At 74.5% G+C, this 19,562-nt stretch carries 22 protein-coding genes and 1 tRNA gene; 10 read left to right on the forward strand and 13 right to left on the reverse strand.

The annotated features are described in order from the left end of the window. Positions 1-42 precede the first annotated feature (42 nt). Positions 43-1,530: an FG-GAP repeat protein gene (locus tag ABTY20_RS06585; protein ID WP_351995855.1), complete on the forward strand. Its 1,488-nt coding sequence runs from the start codon at positions 43-45 to the stop codon at positions 1,528-1,530. 433 nt (positions 1,531-1,963) lie between these two features. Here the strand turns inward: ABTY20_RS06585 and ABTY20_RS06590 are convergent, their stop codons facing one another. Continuing rightward, positions 1,964-2,698 (reverse strand): VOC family protein, encoded by a 735-nt coding sequence (locus ABTY20_RS06590; RefSeq protein WP_351995856.1) that lies wholly within the window; start codon positions 2,696-2,698, stop codon positions 1,964-1,966. 353 nt (positions 2,699-3,051) lie between these two features. Here ABTY20_RS06590 and ABTY20_RS06595 point away from each other — a divergent pair, with 353 nt between their 5' ends. The 5 genes from ABTY20_RS06595 (at position 3,052) to ABTY20_RS06615 (ending at position 5,436) form a co-directional block, all read left to right on the forward strand. Beyond that, entirely contained in the window at positions 3,052-3,561 is a 510-nt protein-coding gene (locus ABTY20_RS06595) for an ATP-binding protein (protein WP_351995857.1), read from the forward strand. Continuing rightward, entirely contained in the window at positions 3,536-3,994 is a 459-nt protein-coding gene (locus ABTY20_RS06600; protein ID WP_351995858.1) for a Fur family transcriptional regulator, read from the forward strand. The genes ABTY20_RS06595 and ABTY20_RS06600 overlap by 26 nt, the downstream gene beginning before the upstream one ends. 42 nt (positions 3,995-4,036) lie before the next feature. Next, positions 4,037-4,240 (forward strand): hypothetical protein, encoded by a 204-nt coding sequence (locus ABTY20_RS06605; protein WP_351995859.1) that lies wholly within the window; start codon positions 4,037-4,039, stop codon positions 4,238-4,240. Between the two features lie 50 nt (positions 4,241-4,290). Continuing rightward, a complete protein-coding gene (locus tag ABTY20_RS06610) occupies positions 4,291-4,935 on the forward strand; it encodes an ATP-binding protein (protein ID WP_351995860.1) in 645 nt (214 codons plus the stop codon). Positions 4,936-5,217: 282 nt separating this feature from the next. Further along, positions 5,218-5,436: an EF-hand domain-containing protein gene (locus tag ABTY20_RS06615; protein WP_351995861.1), complete on the forward strand. Its 219-nt coding sequence runs from the start codon at positions 5,218-5,220 to the stop codon at positions 5,434-5,436. 141 nt (positions 5,437-5,577) lie between these two features. On the opposite strand, the gene ABTY20_RS06620 is transcribed toward ABTY20_RS06615, so the two are convergent. After that, on the reverse strand, positions 5,578-6,465 hold the full coding sequence (locus tag ABTY20_RS06620; protein WP_351995862.1) for a septum formation family protein: 888 nt from the start codon (positions 6,463-6,465) through the stop codon (positions 5,578-5,580). 301 nt (positions 6,466-6,766) lie between these two features. Here ABTY20_RS06620 and ABTY20_RS06625 point away from each other — a divergent pair, with 301 nt between their 5' ends. Beyond that, the gene (locus ABTY20_RS06625; RefSeq protein ID WP_351995863.1) at positions 6,767-7,336 is read left to right on the forward strand and encodes a hypothetical protein; all 570 of its coding nucleotides are present in this window, start codon (positions 6,767-6,769) and stop codon (positions 7,334-7,336) included. Positions 7,337-7,425: 89 nt separating this feature from the next. On the opposite strand, the gene ABTY20_RS06630 is transcribed toward ABTY20_RS06625, so the two are convergent. Together ABTY20_RS06630 and ABTY20_RS06635 are read right to left on the reverse strand one after the other, a co-directional pair. Then, on the reverse strand, positions 7,426-8,877 hold the full coding sequence (locus ABTY20_RS06630) for an APC family permease (protein WP_351995864.1): 1,452 nt from the start codon (positions 8,875-8,877) through the stop codon (positions 7,426-7,428). A gap of 118 nt (positions 8,878-8,995) precedes the next feature. Next, positions 8,996-9,067: transfer RNA gene (locus ABTY20_RS06635), tRNA-Ala, on the reverse strand. Positions 9,068-9,168: 101 nt separating this feature from the next. On the opposite strand from ABTY20_RS06635, the gene ABTY20_RS06640 reads away from it, so the two are divergent. Further along, positions 9,169-9,873 carry a lytic transglycosylase domain-containing protein gene (locus ABTY20_RS06640; protein ID WP_351995865.1) on the forward strand — a complete coding sequence of 235 codons (705 nt, stop codon included), beginning with the start codon at positions 9,169-9,171 and terminating at the stop codon, positions 9,871-9,873. Here ABTY20_RS06640 and ABTY20_RS06645 read toward each other — a convergent pair. The 9 genes from ABTY20_RS06645 to paaA are packed head-to-tail and all read right to left on the reverse strand — an operon-like array spanning position 9,834 to position 17,386. Continuing rightward, positions 9,834-11,093, reverse strand: a complete 1,260-nt coding sequence (locus tag ABTY20_RS06645) for a kynureninase (RefSeq protein WP_351995866.1) — start codon at positions 11,091-11,093, stop codon at positions 9,834-9,836. The two genes, ABTY20_RS06640 and ABTY20_RS06645, sit on opposite strands and share 40 nt — an antisense overlap. Then, entirely contained in the window at positions 11,090-11,938 is an 849-nt protein-coding gene (locus tag ABTY20_RS06650; protein WP_351995867.1) for an alpha/beta hydrolase family protein, read from the reverse strand. The genes ABTY20_RS06645 and ABTY20_RS06650 overlap by 4 nt, the downstream gene beginning before the upstream one ends. Next, positions 11,928-12,776 (reverse strand): tryptophan 2,3-dioxygenase, encoded by an 849-nt coding sequence (locus ABTY20_RS06655; protein ID WP_351995868.1) that lies wholly within the window; start codon positions 12,774-12,776, stop codon positions 11,928-11,930. Before ABTY20_RS06655 ends, ABTY20_RS06650 begins: the two co-directional genes overlap by 11 nt. Before the next feature lie 25 nt (positions 12,777-12,801). Next, complete coding sequence (locus ABTY20_RS06660) at positions 12,802-13,578, reverse strand: SDR family oxidoreductase (RefSeq protein WP_351995869.1); 777 nt, start codon at positions 13,576-13,578, stop codon at positions 12,802-12,804. A gap of 39 nt (positions 13,579-13,617) precedes the next feature. Next, on the reverse strand, positions 13,618-14,754 hold the full coding sequence (locus ABTY20_RS06665) for a 2Fe-2S iron-sulfur cluster-binding protein (protein WP_351995870.1): 1,137 nt from the start codon (positions 14,752-14,754) through the stop codon (positions 13,618-13,620). A gap of 8 nt (positions 14,755-14,762) precedes the next feature. Then, on the reverse strand, positions 14,763-15,278 hold the full coding sequence (paaD, locus tag ABTY20_RS06670; RefSeq protein WP_502991754.1) for a 1,2-phenylacetyl-CoA epoxidase subunit PaaD: 516 nt from the start codon (positions 15,276-15,278) through the stop codon (positions 14,763-14,765). Next, positions 15,272-16,012 (reverse strand): 1,2-phenylacetyl-CoA epoxidase subunit PaaC, encoded by a 741-nt coding sequence (paaC, locus tag ABTY20_RS06675; protein ID WP_351995881.1) that lies wholly within the window; start codon positions 16,010-16,012, stop codon positions 15,272-15,274. Before paaC ends, paaD begins: the two co-directional genes overlap by 7 nt. 58 nt (positions 16,013-16,070) lie before the next feature. Then, complete coding sequence (gene paaB / locus ABTY20_RS06680; protein WP_351995872.1) at positions 16,071-16,382, reverse strand: 1,2-phenylacetyl-CoA epoxidase subunit PaaB; 312 nt, start codon at positions 16,380-16,382, stop codon at positions 16,071-16,073. Next, positions 16,379-17,386, reverse strand: a complete 1,008-nt coding sequence (gene paaA / locus ABTY20_RS06685; protein WP_351995873.1) for a 1,2-phenylacetyl-CoA epoxidase subunit PaaA — start codon at positions 17,384-17,386, stop codon at positions 16,379-16,381. The genes paaB and paaA overlap by 4 nt, the downstream gene beginning before the upstream one ends. A gap of 322 nt (positions 17,387-17,708) precedes the next feature. Here paaA and ABTY20_RS06690 point away from each other — a divergent pair, with 322 nt between their 5' ends. Together ABTY20_RS06690 and ABTY20_RS06695 are read left to right on the forward strand one after the other, a co-directional pair. After that, positions 17,709-17,957 (forward strand): acyl carrier protein, encoded by a 249-nt coding sequence (locus ABTY20_RS06690; RefSeq protein WP_351995874.1) that lies wholly within the window; start codon positions 17,709-17,711, stop codon positions 17,955-17,957. Beyond that, a complete protein-coding gene (locus ABTY20_RS06695) occupies positions 17,957-19,441 on the forward strand; it encodes a class I adenylate-forming enzyme family protein (protein ID WP_351995875.1) in 1,485 nt (494 codons plus the stop codon). Before ABTY20_RS06690 ends, ABTY20_RS06695 begins: the two co-directional genes overlap by 1 nt. Positions 19,442-19,562 lie beyond the last annotated feature (121 nt).

The following is a 19,562-nucleotide window of genomic DNA, read 5'->3' on the forward strand; positions in this document are numbered from 1 at the left end:
GTGACCGCGTCCCACCCACGACCCCACCCACGGGAGCAGATCATGACCCGCAGACGTTCCACGGCCGTTGCCGCCGCGTCGTTCCTGCTGCTGACCGGTGCGGCCCTCACCGCCGCACCCTCGGCCTTCGCGGGCACGCCCGGAGGGACCTACGCCGACGACCGCAACAGCGACTTCGACGGCGACGGCTATGACGACGTCCTGACCGGAGCTCCGGGCGGCACCGACGGCGGCAAGAAGGGCGCGGGCTACGTCACCGTCCAGTACGGCGCCGCGAGCGGCATCGGCACCGCCACCAGCCTCCCCCGGGTCCGCACCGCCGTCTTCGGTCAGGCGACCGCGGGCGTCCCGGGCACCGCCGAGTCCGGCGACGGCTTCGGCACCGCCGTGGCCACGGGCGACCTCGACGCCGACGGCTACGACGACGCGATCGTCGCCGCGCCGGGCGAGGACGAGGGCTCGGTGGGCGACGCGGGCCGGGTGACGGTCCTCTACGGCTCCCGGACCGGACTGACCCCCGCCCGCAGCGTCAGCCTGAGGTCGCAGGCGCCCGCGGCGAACGCCCGGTTCGGCCTGGCCGTCGCCGCCCGGCTCTCCGGGACCACACCGGGCGACGTGCTCGCCGTGGCCGACCGCGAGGGCGCCTCCCTGTTCACCCACGGCGCCGACGCCCTGGAAGGAGCGGGCCGGCTCGACACCGCCGGTGTTCCCGGCCGCGCCCCGATCCGGCCCGCCTCCCTGACCACCGGGAACTACGACGGCGACGGATACGCGGACCTGCTCGTGTCCGGCGACAGCCTGGAGGAGGACCCCAGGCCACGCTCCTCCCTGTACATGGGCGCCGCGGACGGGCCGGCGTACACCCGCGACCTGGCCGGCGGCTCCGCCACGGCGTCCGGCGACATCAACGACGACGGATACGACGACCTGGTCTACGGCAGGCCCGACAAGCCCGAGGACGAGCACGAACCCCTCACGGGTGGGTACGTCGGCGTCTACCTGGGCTCCGAGGACGGCATGGAGAACGTGGACGAACTCGGCACTCCCGCACAGGTGTGGGCCCAGTACACCGCCGGTGTGCCGGGCACCGCCGAACTGGGCGACGGCTTCGGCGCCGACGTCTCCCTCGCCGACATCGACGGCGACGGTCACGCCGACCTGGCCGTGGGCGTGCCCGGCGAGGACATCAACGCCGTGGCGGACGCGGGCGGGGTGCGGATCCTGCGCGGCTCGGCCGCCGGGCTGACCGCGGTGGGCGCGAAGTCCTTCGACCAGAGCCTGGCGGGCGTGCCCGGCACGGCGGAGGAGGGGGACCGCTGGGGCGGGCAGGTCCGGCTCGTCGACACGGACGCCGACGGCCGCTGCGAGCTGCTGGCCGCGGCACCCGGCGAGAACACCGGCGACGGAGTGGTCTGGTGGCTCGCCGCCTCCACGACCGGGACGGTGAGCACCGGCTCGTGGTCGTACGGCGGAGGATCGCTCGGCGCTCCCGGAGCCGACGCGCGCTTCGGTGCCTCGATCGACGAGTGACTCGTGGCCCCCGGCGCTCCGCTGATCGTGTGACGGACAGGTCCCGTCGCACGATCGGCCGAGGGGCTCGGGTCCGCCACGGGGCGAGGCCGGCGGTGTCCGTCACACCACGTTCACCGGATGCCGCACCACGGCGTCGAACAGGTATCCCTGGGTGTGGGGCACGGAGAGGTCCGGCTGGGTACGGCCGGCCGTGTCCGTGGCGCGGGCCGGCAGGTCCGTGGTGCCGGGCGCTTCGGGCTGCCGCCGAGGGACCAGCGGGTCCGGGCGTCCGCGCGGGGGCGGTCGTGCAGCCGGGCCGCCCGCCGGTTCGTCCCGCCGTCGGTGCTGGCGTCGGCCCGGGCGACGGCACCCGCGGACGATCGTTCCGTCGGCCGCGTGGGCGGTCCCGCCCCCGCTTCGCGCCCGGACGGGTCCCGCACAAGATCCGGGGCTACTTCGCCGACACCGGCGGACCCTGGACGACGAACTCGTTGCCGTCGGGGTCGAGCATCGGCTCCCGGCCGCCGTCGTCCCCGCCGGCGCCGGTGCGCGTCGCACCGAGTGAGACCAGACGGCCGATCTCCGCCTCCCGGTCCGCGCCGACGGGGAGCGCCAGCTCGAAGTACAGCCTGTTCGCTCCCGTCTTCGGCGCCACCGGGGGACCACCCCACGTGATCTTCGTGCCGCCGTCCGGCGACTGGATCGCGGTCTCCTGGTCCTGGTCCCACACCAACGGCCACCGCAGCGCCTCGCTCCAGAAGAGACCGACCTGCCGCGTGCCGTCGCAGGCCAGCGCTCCGATGAAGCCGGTGCCGGAGAGGAACGTGTTGCCGGCCTCGATGACGCAGAACTCGTTGCCCTCCGGATCGGCGAGCACCACGTGCTCCTCCTCCGGAAGCTGCCCCACGTCGAGGTGTTTCCCGCCGAGCTCCAGCGCCCTGGCCACCGTCCGCCGCTGCTGCTCCGGGGAGGCGCTCGTCAGGTCGAAGTGCGCCCGGTTCCGACCGGTCCTCGGCTCCCGGCTCGGCAGGAAACGCATGCGGAACCCGCCGGTGTCGGGGGGCAGGATCGTGACGCCGTGGTCCGGGCCGTCGGCCGGCTCCCACCCCAGGAGCCCGGACCAGAACCGAGCCAGGTCCGCGGGCCGGGCGGCGTTGAAGCAGATCGCGAACAGTCGGCTGGTCATGTCCTGTGCATCTTCCGGTCCGTCGACGGTCGGTACGGGGCCTCACCCGCCCCGCGGGCGCAGCCTAGGGAGGGCCGTGCGGCACCCGCATCCGGTTTTCCGCTTCCGGCGCGGTCGACGGCCGGGCGTGCGGGGGAAGCGATGGTCATCCGTCCGGCCGGCGTCGCGGGGGTGCGGTCGCGACTGTTCCTCCGGAACCGTGAACAATCATGAAAAAGGATGTCATCCATACTCTTGACCGATTCAAGAAGAAGCGTACGGTCGTAAGGGAGACCGCAGCCGTCCCCCGAAAGCGCGCTTCCATGGATCGCACAGCTCCCCGGGCCTCCCTCCCGGGTGGAACGATCACCGATGTGGCCGTCCCCGGTCCCCAGCGACCGGCCGCCGCCCTGCCGTCCGGTGCGGCGGCCCCGACCGGCGTGGAGTCGTTCGTGGGCGGGCCCTGGCCCCTGCCCTGGTCACCGACCGCGTGCTCCTCGGCGAGGGCCGTCATACGTGACGTGCTGCGGCAATGGGGGCTGGACGACCTCGTGCCGACCGCCGAGCTGCTGGTCAGCGAACTGGTGAGCAACGCACTGCGGCACGCCTCCGGTCCGGTGCACCTCACCCTGGAGCGGGTGTCCGGCCTTCGTTGCCTGGTCGGCGACGGCACCCCGGACCTTCCCCGCCCGGCCGACGCGGGCCCGGAGGACGAGTCCGGTCGCGGACTGGTCCTCGTGGACACGCTGGCCGCACGGTGGGGCTGCGAGCGCGGGCCCGAGGGCAAGAGCGTGTGGTTCGAGCTCTCCGACGACCCCTGCGCACCCGGTCTCGGCGACGACGCGAAGGAAGGGCGGCATGACGGCCTCCGGCACGGGCGATGAACCGATGGCGCTGGCCGCCGAACGGCTGCGCACGGCCGGCGTGCGAGTGACCGCTCCGCGCATGGCGGTGCTGATGGCCGTCTCGGACCCGGGCGGTCACCTCGACGCCGACACCCTGCGTGAGCGCGCAGAGCGGATCACCGGCCGCCTGTCCCTGCAGACCACCTACAACGTGTTGCACGCCCTCACGGACGCCGGCCTGGTCCGGTCCACCCAGATCGCGGGCCGACCCGCCCGTTACGAGATCGAGCGCCACGACAACCACCACCACTTCGTCTGCCGCGCCTGCGGTTCCCTCCGTGACGTGGAGTGCGCGGTGGGCGCGGCACCCTGCATGCAGCCGCGGCTGCCGGAGGGATACGACACCCAGGAGGCCGCAGTCACCTTCTGGGGCCTGTGCCCCGGCTGCCGGGCCACGACGCCGGTGTCCTGACGGAACGCGCCCCCGTGGCCCCACGGCGTGCGGGCGAGGCCCGTGCGCCGGCGGGAAGCCGCGCCGCTGTCGCCGGTGATCACCACCGCCCTGATCGCCGGGCTCCGCCCCGGCACGGGCCGGCGGCGCACCGCCGCGTCCCTCGGACCGCGCCCGGCACGCACCGCCCAGCCGGACCTGCCGGGTCCGGCCGTCGACCGGATCGAGGAGGCGGAACGGGAGTCGCCGTGCCCGCGCCACGCGTGACCTCGGCCCGGGTCCCTCCTCGACGGCCGGCCTCGACGCATACTTGTCCGATGGACGGATCAAGGGCCTCCTGGGTCAGCACCACGCACGACTGGGCCGCCGCCGTGGACACGGACCATCTCGCTCGGATCCGCCAGGAACCGGCACGCTTCGCTCCGTGCGGGCCGGAACACCTCGTTCTCGAGACCGTCGCCTACGCCGCCGACGAGGCGGCGAGCCGGAGCGGCGGACGGTGCGTGGTCACGTTGCACACCGACGGCTCGGTGTCGGTGGAGGACGACGGACGGGGCACCGACACCCGGGTCGACGAGCACGGCCGGGTGGTGAGGAAGCCGGTCATGGCCACCAGGGACCTTCGTTTCTTCGACCGTCCGGAGGCGGAACGGCTTCCGGACGGACATCCGCGTCGCGGCGTGTCCGTCGTCGCGGCGCTGAGCGAGTGGCTGGTCCACACCAACCGCCGCCTCGACGGATCCTGGAGCCGGCGCTATGAGCACGGCGTCCCGGTGACCGGTCTGGAGCCCGTCGAGGCCGACGGCACCACGGGGACCTGCGTCCGCTTCCTGCCGGACGAAGCCCTGCGTGCGCAGTGGTCGCTGAACGCGGACGACCTGGCGCGGTGGTCCGGGCACTGGCCCCATCTGGCCGTCCGCCTCGAGGACCGGCGCGACGGCGGGGACCGGTCAGGCCGGTGACCGCAGGCGTCACGGCCGGACCGCACCGGCGGGAGCGGCCCGCCCGGCTCCCACCCCGCGGGCGCGGTGCCCGGTCCCGGTAGTGCTTCGCGCCGCACCCGGTCGTCGCGGATGCGTTCGGCGCCGCTTGGTCCGGTTCCGGGGCGTGCCGCGGAGGAGACGCCCGGCCCTTGTGCGGGCGGGGCGGGACGCCGGGCGGAGAGGGCGGCTCCGCCCGCCCGGTCGCCCGGAAACCGGCGGATAGGCTGGTGCCGTCAGTCAGGATCGCGGAAGGAAGACCACATGACGGACAGGGTGGAGAAGGCGGCGCGGAGTGTCTTCGAGCGCTACGACCTGGACGGGGACGGCTTGGTCACCGCAGAGGAGTACCGGCAGGTCGTGGCGGAACTGGAGGGCACCGCGATCACCGAGTCGGAGGCCCGGGGAGTGATCGACTCGCTCGACACCGACGGCGACCGCCGGATGTCCTTCGACGAGTTCTGGGCGGCCATGAACCGCTGACGCCGCCGGCCGGGCCGCCGCCTTCGGCCAGGGGCCGGCGGCCCGCGGGGAACCCGCGTCCGGACGGCTCCCCGCCGGGTCCGCGGCACGGGCGCGGACCCGGCGGCAGCGAGCCGCGGAGGCCGTTGATCCGGCGGGGCGTCAGCCCGCCCAGACCTCGGCCTCGTCGGCCGGGACGGTGGTGGCCAGGCCCAGTTCCTTGCGGGCGGCGACCGACTCGTTCGGGTCGATGCCGGTGAACGCCGGGTCGTAGGCGAGGTAGAACGCGTCGGCGTCGGCGGCGTCCGCGGCCTTCTTCCAGTTCCCGGCCGCCTTCGTCAGCGTCGCCCGGAGCTTGCCGACCTCGGTGCCCTCGATGCCGTCCAAGCCCTCGATGTGTGCGTCGAGGGCGGCCGCGACGGCCTTGGCCTGCGCCTTGTAGCCGGTCAGGTCGTCCTCGACGGTGTCCTTCTCGGGCTGGTTCGCCCACAGGGCCTCGTAGAGCGCGTTCGAGCCCTCGAGGTACGTGGCCTGCTCGGGCTCGAGGGACTTCGCGGTGTCCAGCGAGCCCTTGAACGTGCCCTTCTCCGCGGTGTAGGTGCAGCTCACCGCGCGGTCACCCGTCGCCCAGCTCTCCTTGGTCGGGGAGTAGGAGAAGAGGACGACCCCCTTGGGGAGCGCCCAGGTGTCCGGGGCGTACTTCTGCGCCTCGAGAGGGCAGCGGTTGTCCGCGATCGCCGAGACCTTCTCGTCCCCGGGGTACTTCTCGCCCTCGTCGATCGCGAATTCGCCGACGACCTGGCCCTCGTGCGCCTCGTCGCAGGGTACGACCTCGACGAGGTACGCCTCCCCCTCGGTCTTGCCGTTCGGGTTGTAACAGTCGCCGGTTTCCAGCGAGAACACCGAACGCTGGCGCGCCACCTTCTTCGCGCCGTCCTTGGCACTGTCGACGGCGTCGGAGACGTCCGAGCACCCCACCGCGCCGATCGTGAGCAGGGCGGCAACGGCAACTGTGCCGCGCAGGGGGCGACGCGGAGCGCGGGTTGTCATGACGTGTACATCCTCTTATGTGATCTTCATGTGGGTCGCGCGCATCGTATGCCATTCCTGTGACCCGATTGCACGAAGACCCTCACCACATCGTGGTGTCTTCGACTCCCGACGGGCCACAAGGGTTGTACCCGGGTCGCCCGCGGGTGAGAGTCGAAGAGCCCCGCGACACTTCCGTGGAGCCGGGCGCCGTCGAGCGTGAGAGGGACGTGCGCGGGCGTGCCGCGAAGTACGGATTCACCGCGGCCCGGTCACACGTCCTGTCCGCCTGCCCCGTTCCCCTTCCTGAAGGAGTACTGCCGTGTCCGAACGCAACACCTTCATCCGCAGCCTGCACGATGTGGGTCTGGCCGCCTGGTTCGGCGGTTCGCTGATGGGCGCGGTCGGCCTCAACGGAGCGGCCAGGGACGAAGGCGGAACGGAGACGGCCAGGGACCGGATCTCTTCCTCGGGATGGGCGAAGTGGACGCCGGTCAACGCCGCCGCGATCGGCGCGCACCTGTTCGGCGGCGGTGGACTGCTCGCCGTGAACGCGCACCGCGTCGCCGCCCAGGAGGGCGTGGCCGCCTCCACCGTGGCCAAGACCGCCGTCACCGCCGCGGCTCTGGCCGCCACCGCCTACGCCCGCGTCCTGGGCAAGAAGGTCGAGCTGGCCTCGTCGACCGATCCCGGTGACGCCGAGAAGGCGCAGAAGCACCCCATCGACGTGCACAAGGCCCGCCGGCAGCTGGCCTACGCCCAGTGGGCGGTGCCGGCGCTGACCGGATGCCTGGTGGTGCTCAACGCCCTGCACGGCGAACAGCAGCGTCCCGACGAGCAGCTTCCCGGCATGTGGCAGCGTGCCCGCTCCGCGACCCACTTCGTGTCATAAGGGCGCGCGGGAACGGATCGACCCCCGGCCGCCAGGGCGTCCGGGGGTCCTGACGGACCGGGCGGTCGAGCCCGGCCCCGCGTCCGCCTTCAGGTCGGCCGGCGTTCACGCGCCTGAGGCCGGGCCGCGTGGTCCTGGCCGGCCGAGGGGACGGTGCCCGTCCGGCCCGGGTCCCGCACCTCCCCGTCCGCCCGTCCGGTGCGCCGTACGGCGCCGAGCGCGGCGAGCACCGTGCCGACGGCCACGATCGTCAGCCCGCGCAGCCACACCTGGGCCTCGATCTGCGTGGCGAGCACGACGCAGGACGCGACGCCCAGGACCGGAAGCGCGGTCGGGGTCCGGAAGTGGTCGGCTTCGCCCGGGTCCCGGCGCAGCACCAGCACCGCCGTGTTGACCATGAGGAAGACGACCAGCAGCAGGAGGACCAGGGTGGACGCCAGGGTGGCGACGCTGCCGGTGAGCGCGAGGAGCATCGCCGGCAGCGTGGTGACCGCGATGGCGGCCCACGGCGTACGGCGGCCCGGCAGCACCTTGGTCAGCGCGGCGGGCAGCAGCCCGTCCTTCGCCATGCCGTAGGCCAGGCGGGAGGACATGATGCCGGTGAGCAGCGCGCCGTTGGCGACGGCGACGAGCGCGACGGCGCTGAACAGGCGGGGCGGCACGCCGCCCGCCTCCTCGACCACCTCCAGCAGCGGCCCGCTCGATCCGGCCAGCCGGGCGGTCGGCACCGCCGCCGACGCGGCCACGCCCACCAGCACGTACACGGCACCGGCGGTGGCGAGGGCGCCGAACAGGGCGCGCGGGTAGGAGCGCCGCGGGTCGCGGGTCTCCTCGGCGACGTTCACCGAGGTCTCGAACCCGACGAAGGAGTAGTAGGCCAGCACCGCGCCGCCCAGCACGGCCGCCGCCGCCCCCTTCTCCGGAGTGCCCAGCTGCGTGAGCCGCCCCGGGTCGCCGTCGCCGCGCAGCAGCAGCCACGCGCCGAGGACGACGATGACGGCCAGTCCGCCCACCTCGACGACGGTGGCGACGACGTTGGCCCGGGTCGACTCCTTGATGCCCCGCGCGTTGACCAGGGCGAGCAGGGCCAGGAACAGCACGGCCACGAGGCCCACGGGCAGCGTCACGAAGGCCGCCAGGTAGTCGCCGCCGAAGCCGCGGGCGAGCGCGGCCACGGAGACGATGCCGGCGGCCAGCATGCAGAAGCCCGCGACGAATCCGGCGAACGGTCCGAAGGCACGCGTCGCGTAGTGGGAGGCTCCGCCCGCCCGCGGGTACTTCGTCGCCAGCTCCGCGTAGGAGGCCGCCGTCAGCAGCGCCAGCAGCAGCGCGACGACCAGCGGTACCCACACCGCTCCCCCGGCGTCGGCCGCGACCTGGCCGACCAGGACGTACACGCCGGCGCCGAGCACGTCGCCCAGAATGAAGAAGTACAGCAGCGGGGTGGTCAGCGCGCGCTCGAGCGCCGTTCCCCCCTGTGTCCCTCCCCGTCCCTCCGCCGCCGCCCGCGCCGATGACCCGTTCCCGACTCTTCTCGCCATACCGCCCCGTGTCCCCCGTACCGCGGGATGCACGCTCGGCCACCGGCCACCGCACGGATGTGCCGCGTCACATCGACGACAGGTCGTGAACGGCCGGCGGGCGACGTTCCGAAGGGGGCGGGGCGGCCGGATGCGAACCGACGTACTCCGGGATGCCGTCGCGGCGCACCGCCCCTGTGCCACGGCCCCGCCCCGCCCGTGCTCACGGTCCCGGCCACGGCGGCGGAACACCGGATTGGAGCAGGCCCACGGGGGCACGTGCACCCCTGAACGGCGGAGGGGTGATCGATCATGACCGAACGACCGACGGCGGCGGTGGGGCACGGGTCCCGGACGGGGGACCGTGAGGGCGCCCGGACGCCGCCGCTGCGGCCCGGCGCCTACGAGCCGGCCGACTACGCGGCGGCCGTGGTGCGCGGTGCCCGGGAGGCCGGGGTCTCGCCGCTGCTCGTGATGACCGTGCTCCACAACGAGGCGTACAAGCCGCACCATCCCCTGCTGGAGCGGTTGTGGCAGTGGTGGAAGCCCGGGGCGTCCTTCGGCCTGGCCAACATGCACCGGGCGACGTTCGAGCGGGTCCGGCGGACGCACGGCCTGCCGGGACGGTGGCAGGACCTGCGCGACGATCCCGCCTTCGCCATCCGCACGGCCGCCCTGCACCTGAAGGACCTCGACCGGAGCCTTCCGGAGCGGCACGTGCGCCGCTACACCCGCGACGAGCTCCTCGCCCTCGGCTACAACACCGGCGAACGCAACATGCGCGCCTTCGCCCGGGGCGTCCCGCCGGGCCCCATGGCGCGGTCGTACCTGCGCCGCTTCCGCGCCCACCGGGGACGAGCCGCCGAGGCCCTGGCCGACGTCGGCGAGCCGTGCGACACGGTGCAGGCCCGGGGCGGGGCGGAGTCCGTCCCGCAGGACCGCCCCGCCCCCGGCCGACGGGCCGGGGGCGGGCCCTCTCAGGTCACCGGCCCCGCGGTCGGCGGCGCGGGGTCGTAGGCGGCGTCCCGGGTGAGGTCCCGCAGGCGGAGCGCGGCGGTCAGCAGGTCCCGGTGGCTGGTGTAGAGGGCGTTGACGCCGAAGCGCAGCAGGTCGGGCGCGCGCATGTCGGCGACGACGCCGCGTTCGGCGAGGGCGGCGACCAGCCCGCGGGCGTGGGGGTGGCGGAGGGTGACCTGGCTGCCGCGGCGGCCGGGGTCGGCCGGGGTGACGGAGCTGAAGCCCAGGGGGGTCAGGAGTTCGTCCGCGCAGCGCAGGAAGAAGCCCGTCAGGGACAGGCTCTTGGCGCGGACCCGGGCCAGGTCGACGCCGTCGAAGGCGGTGAGGGCCGCCTCGAGGGCGAGCAGCGACAGGATCGGCGGGGTGCCGATGCGGGCCCGGGCGATGCCGGGGGCGGGCGTGTACTCCCGGGCAAGGCCGAACGGGTCGGCGTGGCCGGTCCAGCCCGGCAGTGGCGTTTCCAGGCCGGCGTGGTGGCGGTGCGCCACGTACAGGAAGGCGGGGGCGCCGGGGCCGCCGGAGAGGAACTTGTAGCCGCAGCCGACGGCCAGGTCGACACCGAGGGCGTCGACCTCGAGGGGCAGGGCGCCGGCCGCGTGGCACAGGTCCCACAGCGCGAGGGCGCCGGCGTCGTGGGCGGCCCGGGTCAGCACCCGCACGTCGTACAGCTCGCCGGTGCGGAAGTCGACGGGCGCGTAGCTGACGACGGCGACCTGCCGGCCCTCGGCGGCGAGGAAGCGCGGGAGGTCCGACGGTGGCACCCGCCGTACCTCCAGGCCCCGGCGACGGGCGACCGCGTCCGCCAGGTAGCGGTCGGTGGGGAAGTGCCCGGGGTCGGTGACCAGCAGCGGGCGGTCCGGGCGCAGCGCGGCAGCGGCGTCGAGCGCGGTGAACAGCTGCACGCTGGTGGAGTCGCCCGCGACCGTCTGCCCCGGCGCGGCCCCGATGAGCGCGCCGATGGTGTCCCCCACCCGCAGGGGCGCCTCCCACCAGCCGGCCGCGTTCCACGAGCCGATGAGTCCGGTGGCCCACTGGCGCCGTACGACGTCGTCGAGGGCCGCCGGCACGGCGGCGGGCAAGGGGCCCAGGGAGTTGCCGTCGAGGTGGACGACGTCCGGCGGGAGCAGGAAGCGGTCGCGGAGGGGGGCCAGGGGGTCGTCGGCGTCGAGCCGTGCGGCCCGCTCGCGCAGGTCGGCCGGGGCGGAGAGTGCGGTGGTCATCGGTGTGCGGCCTCCTCGCCCGCGCGGCCGGGGTTCCCCGGGAGGAAGGCGGCCGCCATCTCCCGGAGGGTGTCGGCGACCGCGCGGGCGCCGGGTGCTCCCGGTTCGATGAGGGTGTAGTGACCGGTGCCGGGCAGGACGACCGTCCTGAGGTCCCGGTGCACGGCCGCGTAGTCGCTGAACTGGGTGAGCGGGACCTCCTCGTCTGCGGCGCCGTGCAGCAGCACGGTGGGCACGCCGGTGGTGCCGGCGTCCCGCAGCAGGGTGAGGGGGTCGACCTCGGGCAACCGCTCCTCGAATTTCTCTTCTCCGCCGAGGAGTTGCAGGGCCGCGCCGTTGCTGAGGTCGTCGCGGCGGGTGGCGGTGAGATCGGTGATCGGCGCGAGGGCGAGCACGCTCGTCGGCAGGGTGCGCGTGTACCAGCGCGAGCCGGGCGGCAGCAGGCCGCGGGCGGCGCACCACAGCGCGAGGTGGCCGCCGGAGCAGTGGCCCGCGAGGACGTGGGGCCGCCCCTCGGGCAGGGTGTCCACGATGCGGGCGACGTCGTCGAAGGTCTCGGGGTGGCCGCCCGCGCCGCCGGAGCGGCGGAAGCCGGGGAGCAGCACGTCGAAGCCCTGCTCGGAGAGGTAGGCCGCGAACGGGGTCAGGTGCATCCGGTCGTAGCGCCAGTAGCCGCCGTGCAGCAGGATCACCAGCGGGGCGTCGGGGTCGTCGGACGGCCAGGCGTCGTAGGACTGGTGGGGGTGGTCGCCGTAGCGGCCGTGCACCGGTGCCAGCACCGGCTTCAGGCTCAGGACCCGCCGCTCCTCCTCGGCCGCGAAGGCGGAGATCGCCCTAGAGGTCACCGCGCACCTCCCACAGCTCGGGGAAGACCGGCCGGGCCGCCCGCTGCTCCAGCCAGGCGAGCCCGGCGGAGCCGGCGCTGCCCGGCTTGGCGCCCATGGCGCGGCGGACCACCAGGACGTGGTCGAACCGCCAGCGGGTGACGAGTTCGGCGATGTCGGTGAGCAGTTCGCCGAGTGCCAGGTGGGGGTGGTGCGGCGGTCCGGCGTAGACGTGCCGCCAGGCCTCCACCACCCCGGGGTCGCCGGTGTAGGGGCGGGTCACGTCCCGCTCGCGGACGTGCCGCGGGACGGGCAGGCCCTGGCGGTGGAGGTGGGCCAGCACCTCGTCGTACAGGGACGGCTCGCGGTAGGTCTCGGCGAGCGCCTCGTGGACGGCCGGGTCGCCGCGGTGGGCCCGCAGCAGCCCGGCGGACTTGTCACCGAGGAGGAACTCCATGTGCCGGTACATCGCCGACTGGAAGCCCGACGCCCGGCCGAACGCGGCCCGGAAACCGTTGAACTGGGCGGGGGTCAGTGCGGCGATGGGGGCCCAGGCGCCGCCCAGGGCGGTCAGCGCGCGGCGGCTGCGCACCAGCGCGTCCATGGCCGCGGGCAGGTCGTCCTTGGCGAGGGCCACCCGGGCCGTGCGCCACTCGTGCACGATCAGGGTGAACCACAGTTCCATCACCTGGGTGGCGACGAGGAACCCCATCTCGTCCGGGGCCTCGGTGAGCGGGTGCTGCAGCGAGTTGAGGACGGACGCGTGCACGTACGTGTCGTAGGGGCTGGCACCCGCGAAGGGCCGGGTCAGGGCGTCGTCCGTCACCGGCTCGTCGAGGGTGGACGTGCGGTCGTTCATGACATCTCCTAGGGGTGCGGACGGGTCACACACCGAGGTGGGCGCCGCCGGAGGCGTCGATCCACTGACCGGTCACCCAGCGGGCGTCGTCGCTCGCGACGAAGGAGACGACGTCGGCGATGTCCACCGGGTCACCGAGCCGGCCGAACACGGAGGCCTCGGAATAGCGGCGGCGGATCTCCGGGACGGCGAGGGTGGGGTTGATCTCCGTCTCGGTGTAGCCGGGTGCGACGGCGTTGACGGTGATGCCCCGGGGGCCCAGTTCCTGGGCCAAGGAGAGGGTGAGGTAGTCGAGGGCGGCCTTGGTCATCGTGTACGAGACGATCGCCGGGAAGGCGACGCGGGTCGCGACGGAGGAGATGTTGACGATCCTGCCGCCGTCCCGCAGACGGTCCAGTCCGCGCTGGATGATGAAGAACGGTGCCTTGGTGTTGACCGCGAAGACGCGGTCGTAGTCGGCCTCGGTCACCTGGGCGAGCGGGCGCGGGAGGGTGATGCCCGCGTTGTTGACGAGGATGTCCAGGCCCGCCGGGGCGTCCTGCTCGGCCAGGGCCGCGTCGAAGGCGGACCAGAGGGTGTCGGCGTCGCCGGGGACACCGAGTTCGGCGTGCACGGGGAAGGCGCGGCCGCCGTCGGCCTCGATCTCCTTGACCGTGCGTTCGGCGGCCGTCAGGTCGTGGCCGTAGTGGACCGCCACCAGGGCGCCCTCGCGGGCGAGGCGGCGGCTGACGGCTCTGCCGATGCCCCGGCTGCCTCCGGTGACCAGGGCGGTCTTTCCCGCGTGGCGGGCGGTGACGGTCATCGTGGGTCTCCTTCGCTGTGCGGTGGTGTGGCGGGCGGGTCAGGCGTCGAAGTCGAGGGTGATCTCGGGGGTGCGCGGCCGGGCCCGGCAGACGAGGGTGTAGCCGGCGGCGCGGTCCCGCTCGTCCAGGGCGTGCTGGCGGTCCGCCGTCACCTGACCGGACAGGACCTTCGCGCGGCAGCTGCCGCACACGCCCTCCCGGCAGGCGTACGGCACGTCGGGGTGGGTGCGCAGCAGCGCGTCGAGGAGGGCGGGGTCGTGCGGCAGGACGGTGGCGGCACGGCGGCGCCCGCCGAGCAGGGCGGTGACCCGCACCTCCCCCGCCCCCGGTGCCGGTCCGGCCGGCTCCGGTGCCCGCGGTGCCGTGCCGCCGGTCGTGAACAGCTCCCGGCGGACGAGTGAGGGATCGGTCCCCCGGTCGGCCAGGACCCGCCGTGCGGTGTCGAGGAGGCCGGGGGGTCCGCACAGGGCGAACGCGGTGTCCGGGCCGGGGCGGGCGTCCACCGCCGCCAGCAGGCGGCGCAGTCCGGCCGCGTCCAGCCGCCGCCCGAGCGGGCCGCCCCCGCTCCCCGCGTCCTCACGGGTCAGCACGTACAGGACGGTGAGGCGGTCGACGAACTCGTCCTTCAGCCGGGCCAGTTCATCGGCCAGCAGGGCGTCGGCGGAGGTGCGGACCGAGTGGACGAGGCTGACGCGGCAGGCCGGGTCGCGGCGCAGCGCGTGGGCGGCCATCGGGGCCAGGGGGGTGATGCCGGTACCGCCCGCGAGGAGGACGTGGTGGGCGCCGGGCAGCTCCGGCAGGGCGAAGGAGCCGGTGGGCGGCGAGAGTTCGAGGTGGTCGCCGGGGGCGAGCCGGGTGGTGGCGTGGTCGCCGAAGCCGCCGGGGCCGGCCCGTTTGACCACCAGACGGAGCGTCCCGGGTGCGTGCGGTGGCGGGCAGAGGGAGTAGCTGCGGCGCAGTTCGGCGCCGGCCCGGCGGTGCCGGACGGTGACGTGCTGGCCGGGGCGGTGGGTGAAGACGTCGCGCAGCGCGGCGGGCACGTCCAGGGTGACGGCCACCGTGTCGGCGGTCAGGTGACGGACCTCGGTGACGTCGAGCGGGTGCCAGCCGGTGCGGCGGGGCGGGCCGGCCGGTGCCTCGTCGGGGGAGGCGGGCGGGAGGGTCGCGGTGTCCACGGTGTGTCTCACAGGGCGGTCAGGTGGGGGAAGGGCTCGCGGCACGCCGTGCACCACAGCACCGACTGGCAGCGGGCGGGCCCGAAGGGGCTGTGCGGCCGGGTGGCCCGTGAGCCGCAGTGCGGGCAGGGGACCGCGACCGGTTCGACGGGAACCGGGCCGGCGGGGGCCGGGGACGCGGGCGGGGCGATGCCGTGCGCGGCGAGCCTGCGCCGTCCCTCGGGGGTGATGCGGTCGGTCGTCCAGGGCGGTGTCAGGACCTGCCGGACGCGGCCGTCGGGGTGGCCGCAGGCGGACAGGACGTCCCGTACCGCGGCGGTGATCTCGGGCAGCGCGGGACAGCCCAGGTAGGTGGGCGTGATCTCCACTTCCAGCACGCCGTCGGCGCCCGGGGCGACGGAGCCCACCACGCCGAGGTCGCCCAGGCCGATCACCGGCAGTTCCGGGTCCGGGACCGCCTCCACCCGTTCGCGCACCTCCTCGGCGGAGCGGCGGGCCGTTACCGGTGCGGGCCCGGTCACCAGGTGCCCCCGGGGAACTGCCGGCGCACCGACTGCAGTTCGGCGATCAGCGGACCGAACTCCTCGGTGTGCAGGCCCGAACGGCCGCCCCCGGCCGACCAGGTGGGCGTGGGCACGGTGAGTCCCGCCGCGGTCACGACGCCGGTGACCCGGTGGAGCCACGTCTCGCGCAGGGGCGCCGGGGACGGCACGGTGCCGGACGCGGCCAGACGGCGCAGCACTTCGTCCTCCTCGAAGAGTTCGCCGGTGTACGGCCACACCCGTTCCAGGGCGTGCCGCATGCGGCGGGCGCTCTCCTCGGTGCCGCGTCCCAGCGTCACCGTCCAGCGGTCCGCGTGCATCCGGTGGAAGGCGACCTCCTTGTGGGCGCGCGCCCCGAACGCGGCGAGTTCGGTGTCGGCGCAGTGCGCGAGCGCCTCGTAGTACAGGACGGCGTAGTGGCTGTAGGCGAGCTGGCGGGCCACGGTCGTCGCGAAGTCCCCGTTGGGGAGTTCGGTCAGCAGGGTGTTGGTGAACCGGCGTTCCGGGCGGGTGTAGGCGAGGTCGTCCTCGGTGCGGCCGGTTCCGTCGAGCCGCCCGGCGCGGGTGAGCAGGGCGCGGGCGTGGCCGATCAGGTCGAGGGCGATGTTGGACAGGGCCAGGTCCTCCTCGAGGGTCGGCGCGCGGGTGATCCACTGGCACAGGCGCTGTCCGAGGATCAGGGCGTCGTCGCCCAGGCGCAGGAGGTGCAGGGCCAGGTCGGGGGCCGCGGACGGCGACTCGTCCGGCGGGGGGCCCGGGCGCGCCGCCGGGACGTCACTCGTCGTGGTCACCTTCGGGGCCTTTCTCGGTCAGCGGCGCGTAGTGCTCGGGATAGCGGTACGGCTTGTGGCGGGCGCCCGCGAAGTACGGATCGTGTTCGTCCGGGGAGGCCGCGTGCACGGCGTCGGAGCGGACCACCCACAGCGACAGCGGATCGCCCCGTCGCGTGTACAGGTCGCGGGCGGCGGCCAGCGCCGCGTCCGGTCCCGCCGCACGCACCGACCCCACGTGCTGGTGGGCCAGGCCCCGGCGGGCCCGCAGGAAGACCTCCCAGGACGCCGGCGCGCCCTCCCGTGCCCCGCTCACGCGTCCTGCCCTCCCGTCGCTTCCGTCCGGGCGGCGTGCGCGGCGGCGGCCTCCCGGACCCAGGCGCCGTCCTCGTGCGCGGCCCGGCGGTGCGCGATCCGCTGCCGCGCCCAGTGGGTGTCGTCGCCCAGTGCCTCGCGGTAGGTGTCCCAGTCGATCGGGGTGAAGTCGTAGTGGCCGCGCTCCTCGTTCCAGCGGATCGCCGGATCGGGCAGCGTCAGGCCGAGGCGTTCGGCCTGGGGCACGCACTGGTCGACGAAGCGCTGGCGCAGTTCGTCGTTGGTGTGGCGCTTGATGCCCCAGGCGATCGCGCGGCGGGAGACCGCGGCGCCCAGCGCGGCGGTCCGCGCGTCGGCGCCGCCCGCCCCGGTGTCGGGCGGCCCGAACATCAGCGCCACGGCCGGCAGCCACCAGCGGTTCACCGCGTCCTGCGCCATCTCCTTCTGCTCCGGCGTCCCCTCGCACAGGGCGCGCATCAGGTCGTAGCCCTGCCGGACGTGGAATGCCTCCTCCTGGCAGACGCGGCGCATCGCCCGGGCGTACGGCCCGTAGGAGGTGCGGCACAGGGGGGCCTGGTTGATGACGGCGGCACCGTCCGTCAGCCAGGCGATGGCCCCGGTGTCCGCCCAGGTCAGCGCGGGGTGGTTGAAGGTGGCGGAGGCGCGCTGCCGACCCTGGTGCAGGGCGTCCAGCAGGTCGGCGCGGTCCACGCCGAGCGTCTCGGCGGCGGAGTACAGGTACAGGCCGTGGCCGGCCTCGTCCTGGACCTTGGCGAGGAGGACCGACTTGCGGTGCAGGGACGGGGCGCGGGTGAGCCAGGCGCCCTCCGGCTGCATGCCGATGATCTCGGAGTGGGCGTGCTGGGCGATCTGGCGGACCAGCATGCGGCGGTATCCGTCGGGCATCCAGTCGCGCGGTTCGACCGTCCCGCCGTCGGCGACGAGCGCGTCGAAGCGGGCGAGCAGCTCGTCGTCGTCCGCGGCGGTGGTGGGCGAGGCGCTCACCGGGTACCGCCCGGGCGTCCGGTGAACGCCGTGGCGGCGCCGCGCCGCGGGCACCGTCCCGGGATCCGGGCCCGTACCGGCTGCCTGGGCACGCGCATCACTCCTTCGGCTCGGACCGCCCGCGCGGGGCGGGCGGGGCGGGTGGCTTCGTTGCGGTAAGAGGCCGGGCACGCGGCCCCGCTATCCCTGCCGCACGAGGTTCGGGCGCGTGACAAAGCTCACGGGCCGGCCCGGGGAGTGGGGCCGGGCCCCGCCCGCCTCTTCAGGGGATGACAGTCGTACACCGCGCGGCGGCCGGCACGCCGAGGCGAAAGGGGAAACCATGAGCACCATCAGGGAGTTGCTGGTCGAACTCACCGGCACGGCCGAGTACGCCGACCGGATCGGCGACGACGCCGACCTGGCCGCCAGCGGCATCGACTCCGGGGACCTGGTGCGCCTCGTCCTCCTGGTCGAGCAGCGGCTCGGCGTGGAGATCACCGCCGAGGACATGGAGGGGCTGCACACCATCGGCGACTACGAGCGCTTCGTGGCCGAGCGCGCGGTCGCCGGCGCGAGCGGCGGTGCGTGATGTGGCTGACGCAGCTGCTGGAGCGCAACCTCCAGTGCCGGCCCGGCCGGACCGCGCTGGTGGACGAGGAACGCAGCGTCACCTGGGCCGAATTCCACGACCGCACGCTGGAACTGGCATGCGGGCTGGCCGAGTTGGGCATCGAGCGGGGCGACCGGGTGGCCGTGCTCTCCAAGGACCGGATCGAGGTCCTGGAGAGCTACTTCGCGCTGGCCCGGCTCGGCGCGCTGTTCGTGCCGCTGAACCACAGCCTGGCCGGGCCCGAGATCGCCGGGATCGTCGAACGCGTCGGAGCGGTGGCCGTCCTCGGCGAGTCCGAGCTGCTGGACCGGCACCCCGAGCTGCCGGCGTCGGTGCGCATCCGGCTGGCCTTCGACAAGCCCGCCTTCGCGGCGCTGGGCACCCTGACCGCCGGGCGGGACCTGCCGGACGTCGCCGACACCGACCCGGTCGCCGTGCTGCACACCTCGGCGACCACCGGGCAGGCCAAGGGAGTCACCGTCGACAGCGCGTCGCTGCGGGCCATCGCCCTCGGCTGGCTGGTGATGGCCCGTCCCACCGACGACATCGTCATGGTGAACTGCTGCCCGCTGTACCACGGCAGCATGGTCGTGTCCCTGACCTATCTGGCGGCCGGCGCGACGGTCGTGCTGATGCCCGGCTTCACCCCGCAGCGGGCGCTGTCCGCGGTGGAACGGCACCGGGCCACCCACATGTGGCTGGTGCCGCAGATGCTGCGCTTCATGCTGCAGGCCCGGGCGTCCCACCGTGCCGACCTGTCCTCCCTGCGGGAGGTCCTGTACGGGGCCGCCCCCATGCCGCTCGACGTCTACGCCGACGCGGTCGAGCGGCTCGGCTGCGGCTTCCGGCAGGTGTACGGCATGACCGAGGTGGGCGGCCCGTTCGTCACGCTCGGCCCCGACGAGCACCCCGCCCCCGGGGACGTCACCGCCCGCATCCCGTGCGGTCGGGTCGTGCCGGGCATGTCCGCCCGCGTGGTGGACGAGGACGGCCGGGAGCTGCCGCGCGGTGGGACCGGCGAGATCGTGGTGCGCGGACCGGGCGTCATGCGGGGCTACTGGAACGACCCGGAGGCCACCCGTGAGATCACCCTCGACGGCTGGATCAGGACGGGCGACCTCGGCTTCATGGACGACGGGGGCCGCATCAGCCTGGTGGACCGCGCGAAGGACGTCATCATCCGCGCGGGCCAGAACGTCTACCCCTCGGAGATCGAGCGCGCCCTGATGACCCATCCCGCGGTCCGGGACGCGGCGGTCGTCGGGACGCCCGACGAGGACTACGGCGAGGTGCCGCTGGCGTACGTGGCCCTGGAGCCGGATGCGGAAGCGGACACGGCGGCGCTGCTCGCGCATGTCGCGGGACTGCTCGCGCCGTACAAGCGCCCGCGGCGGGTGGAGTTCATCGAGCAGGTGCCGCGCAATCCCGCCGGGAAGATCGTCAAGAAGCTGCTGCGGGTGTGAGCGCGTGCGGCGGCAGGTGACGGACGGTGATGTGTCCGCGCTGCGTCCGCTGCTGGCCGTCGCCGGGCTCGGACTGGGCGTCGCGTCCGTCGCGGAGCCGTGCCCGCGGCCGGCCGGGCCC

This window comes from Streptomyces sp. NPDC126497, from assembly GCF_040302425.1.
Classification (GTDB): Bacteria; Actinomycetota; Actinomycetes; order Streptomycetales; family Streptomycetaceae; genus Streptomyces.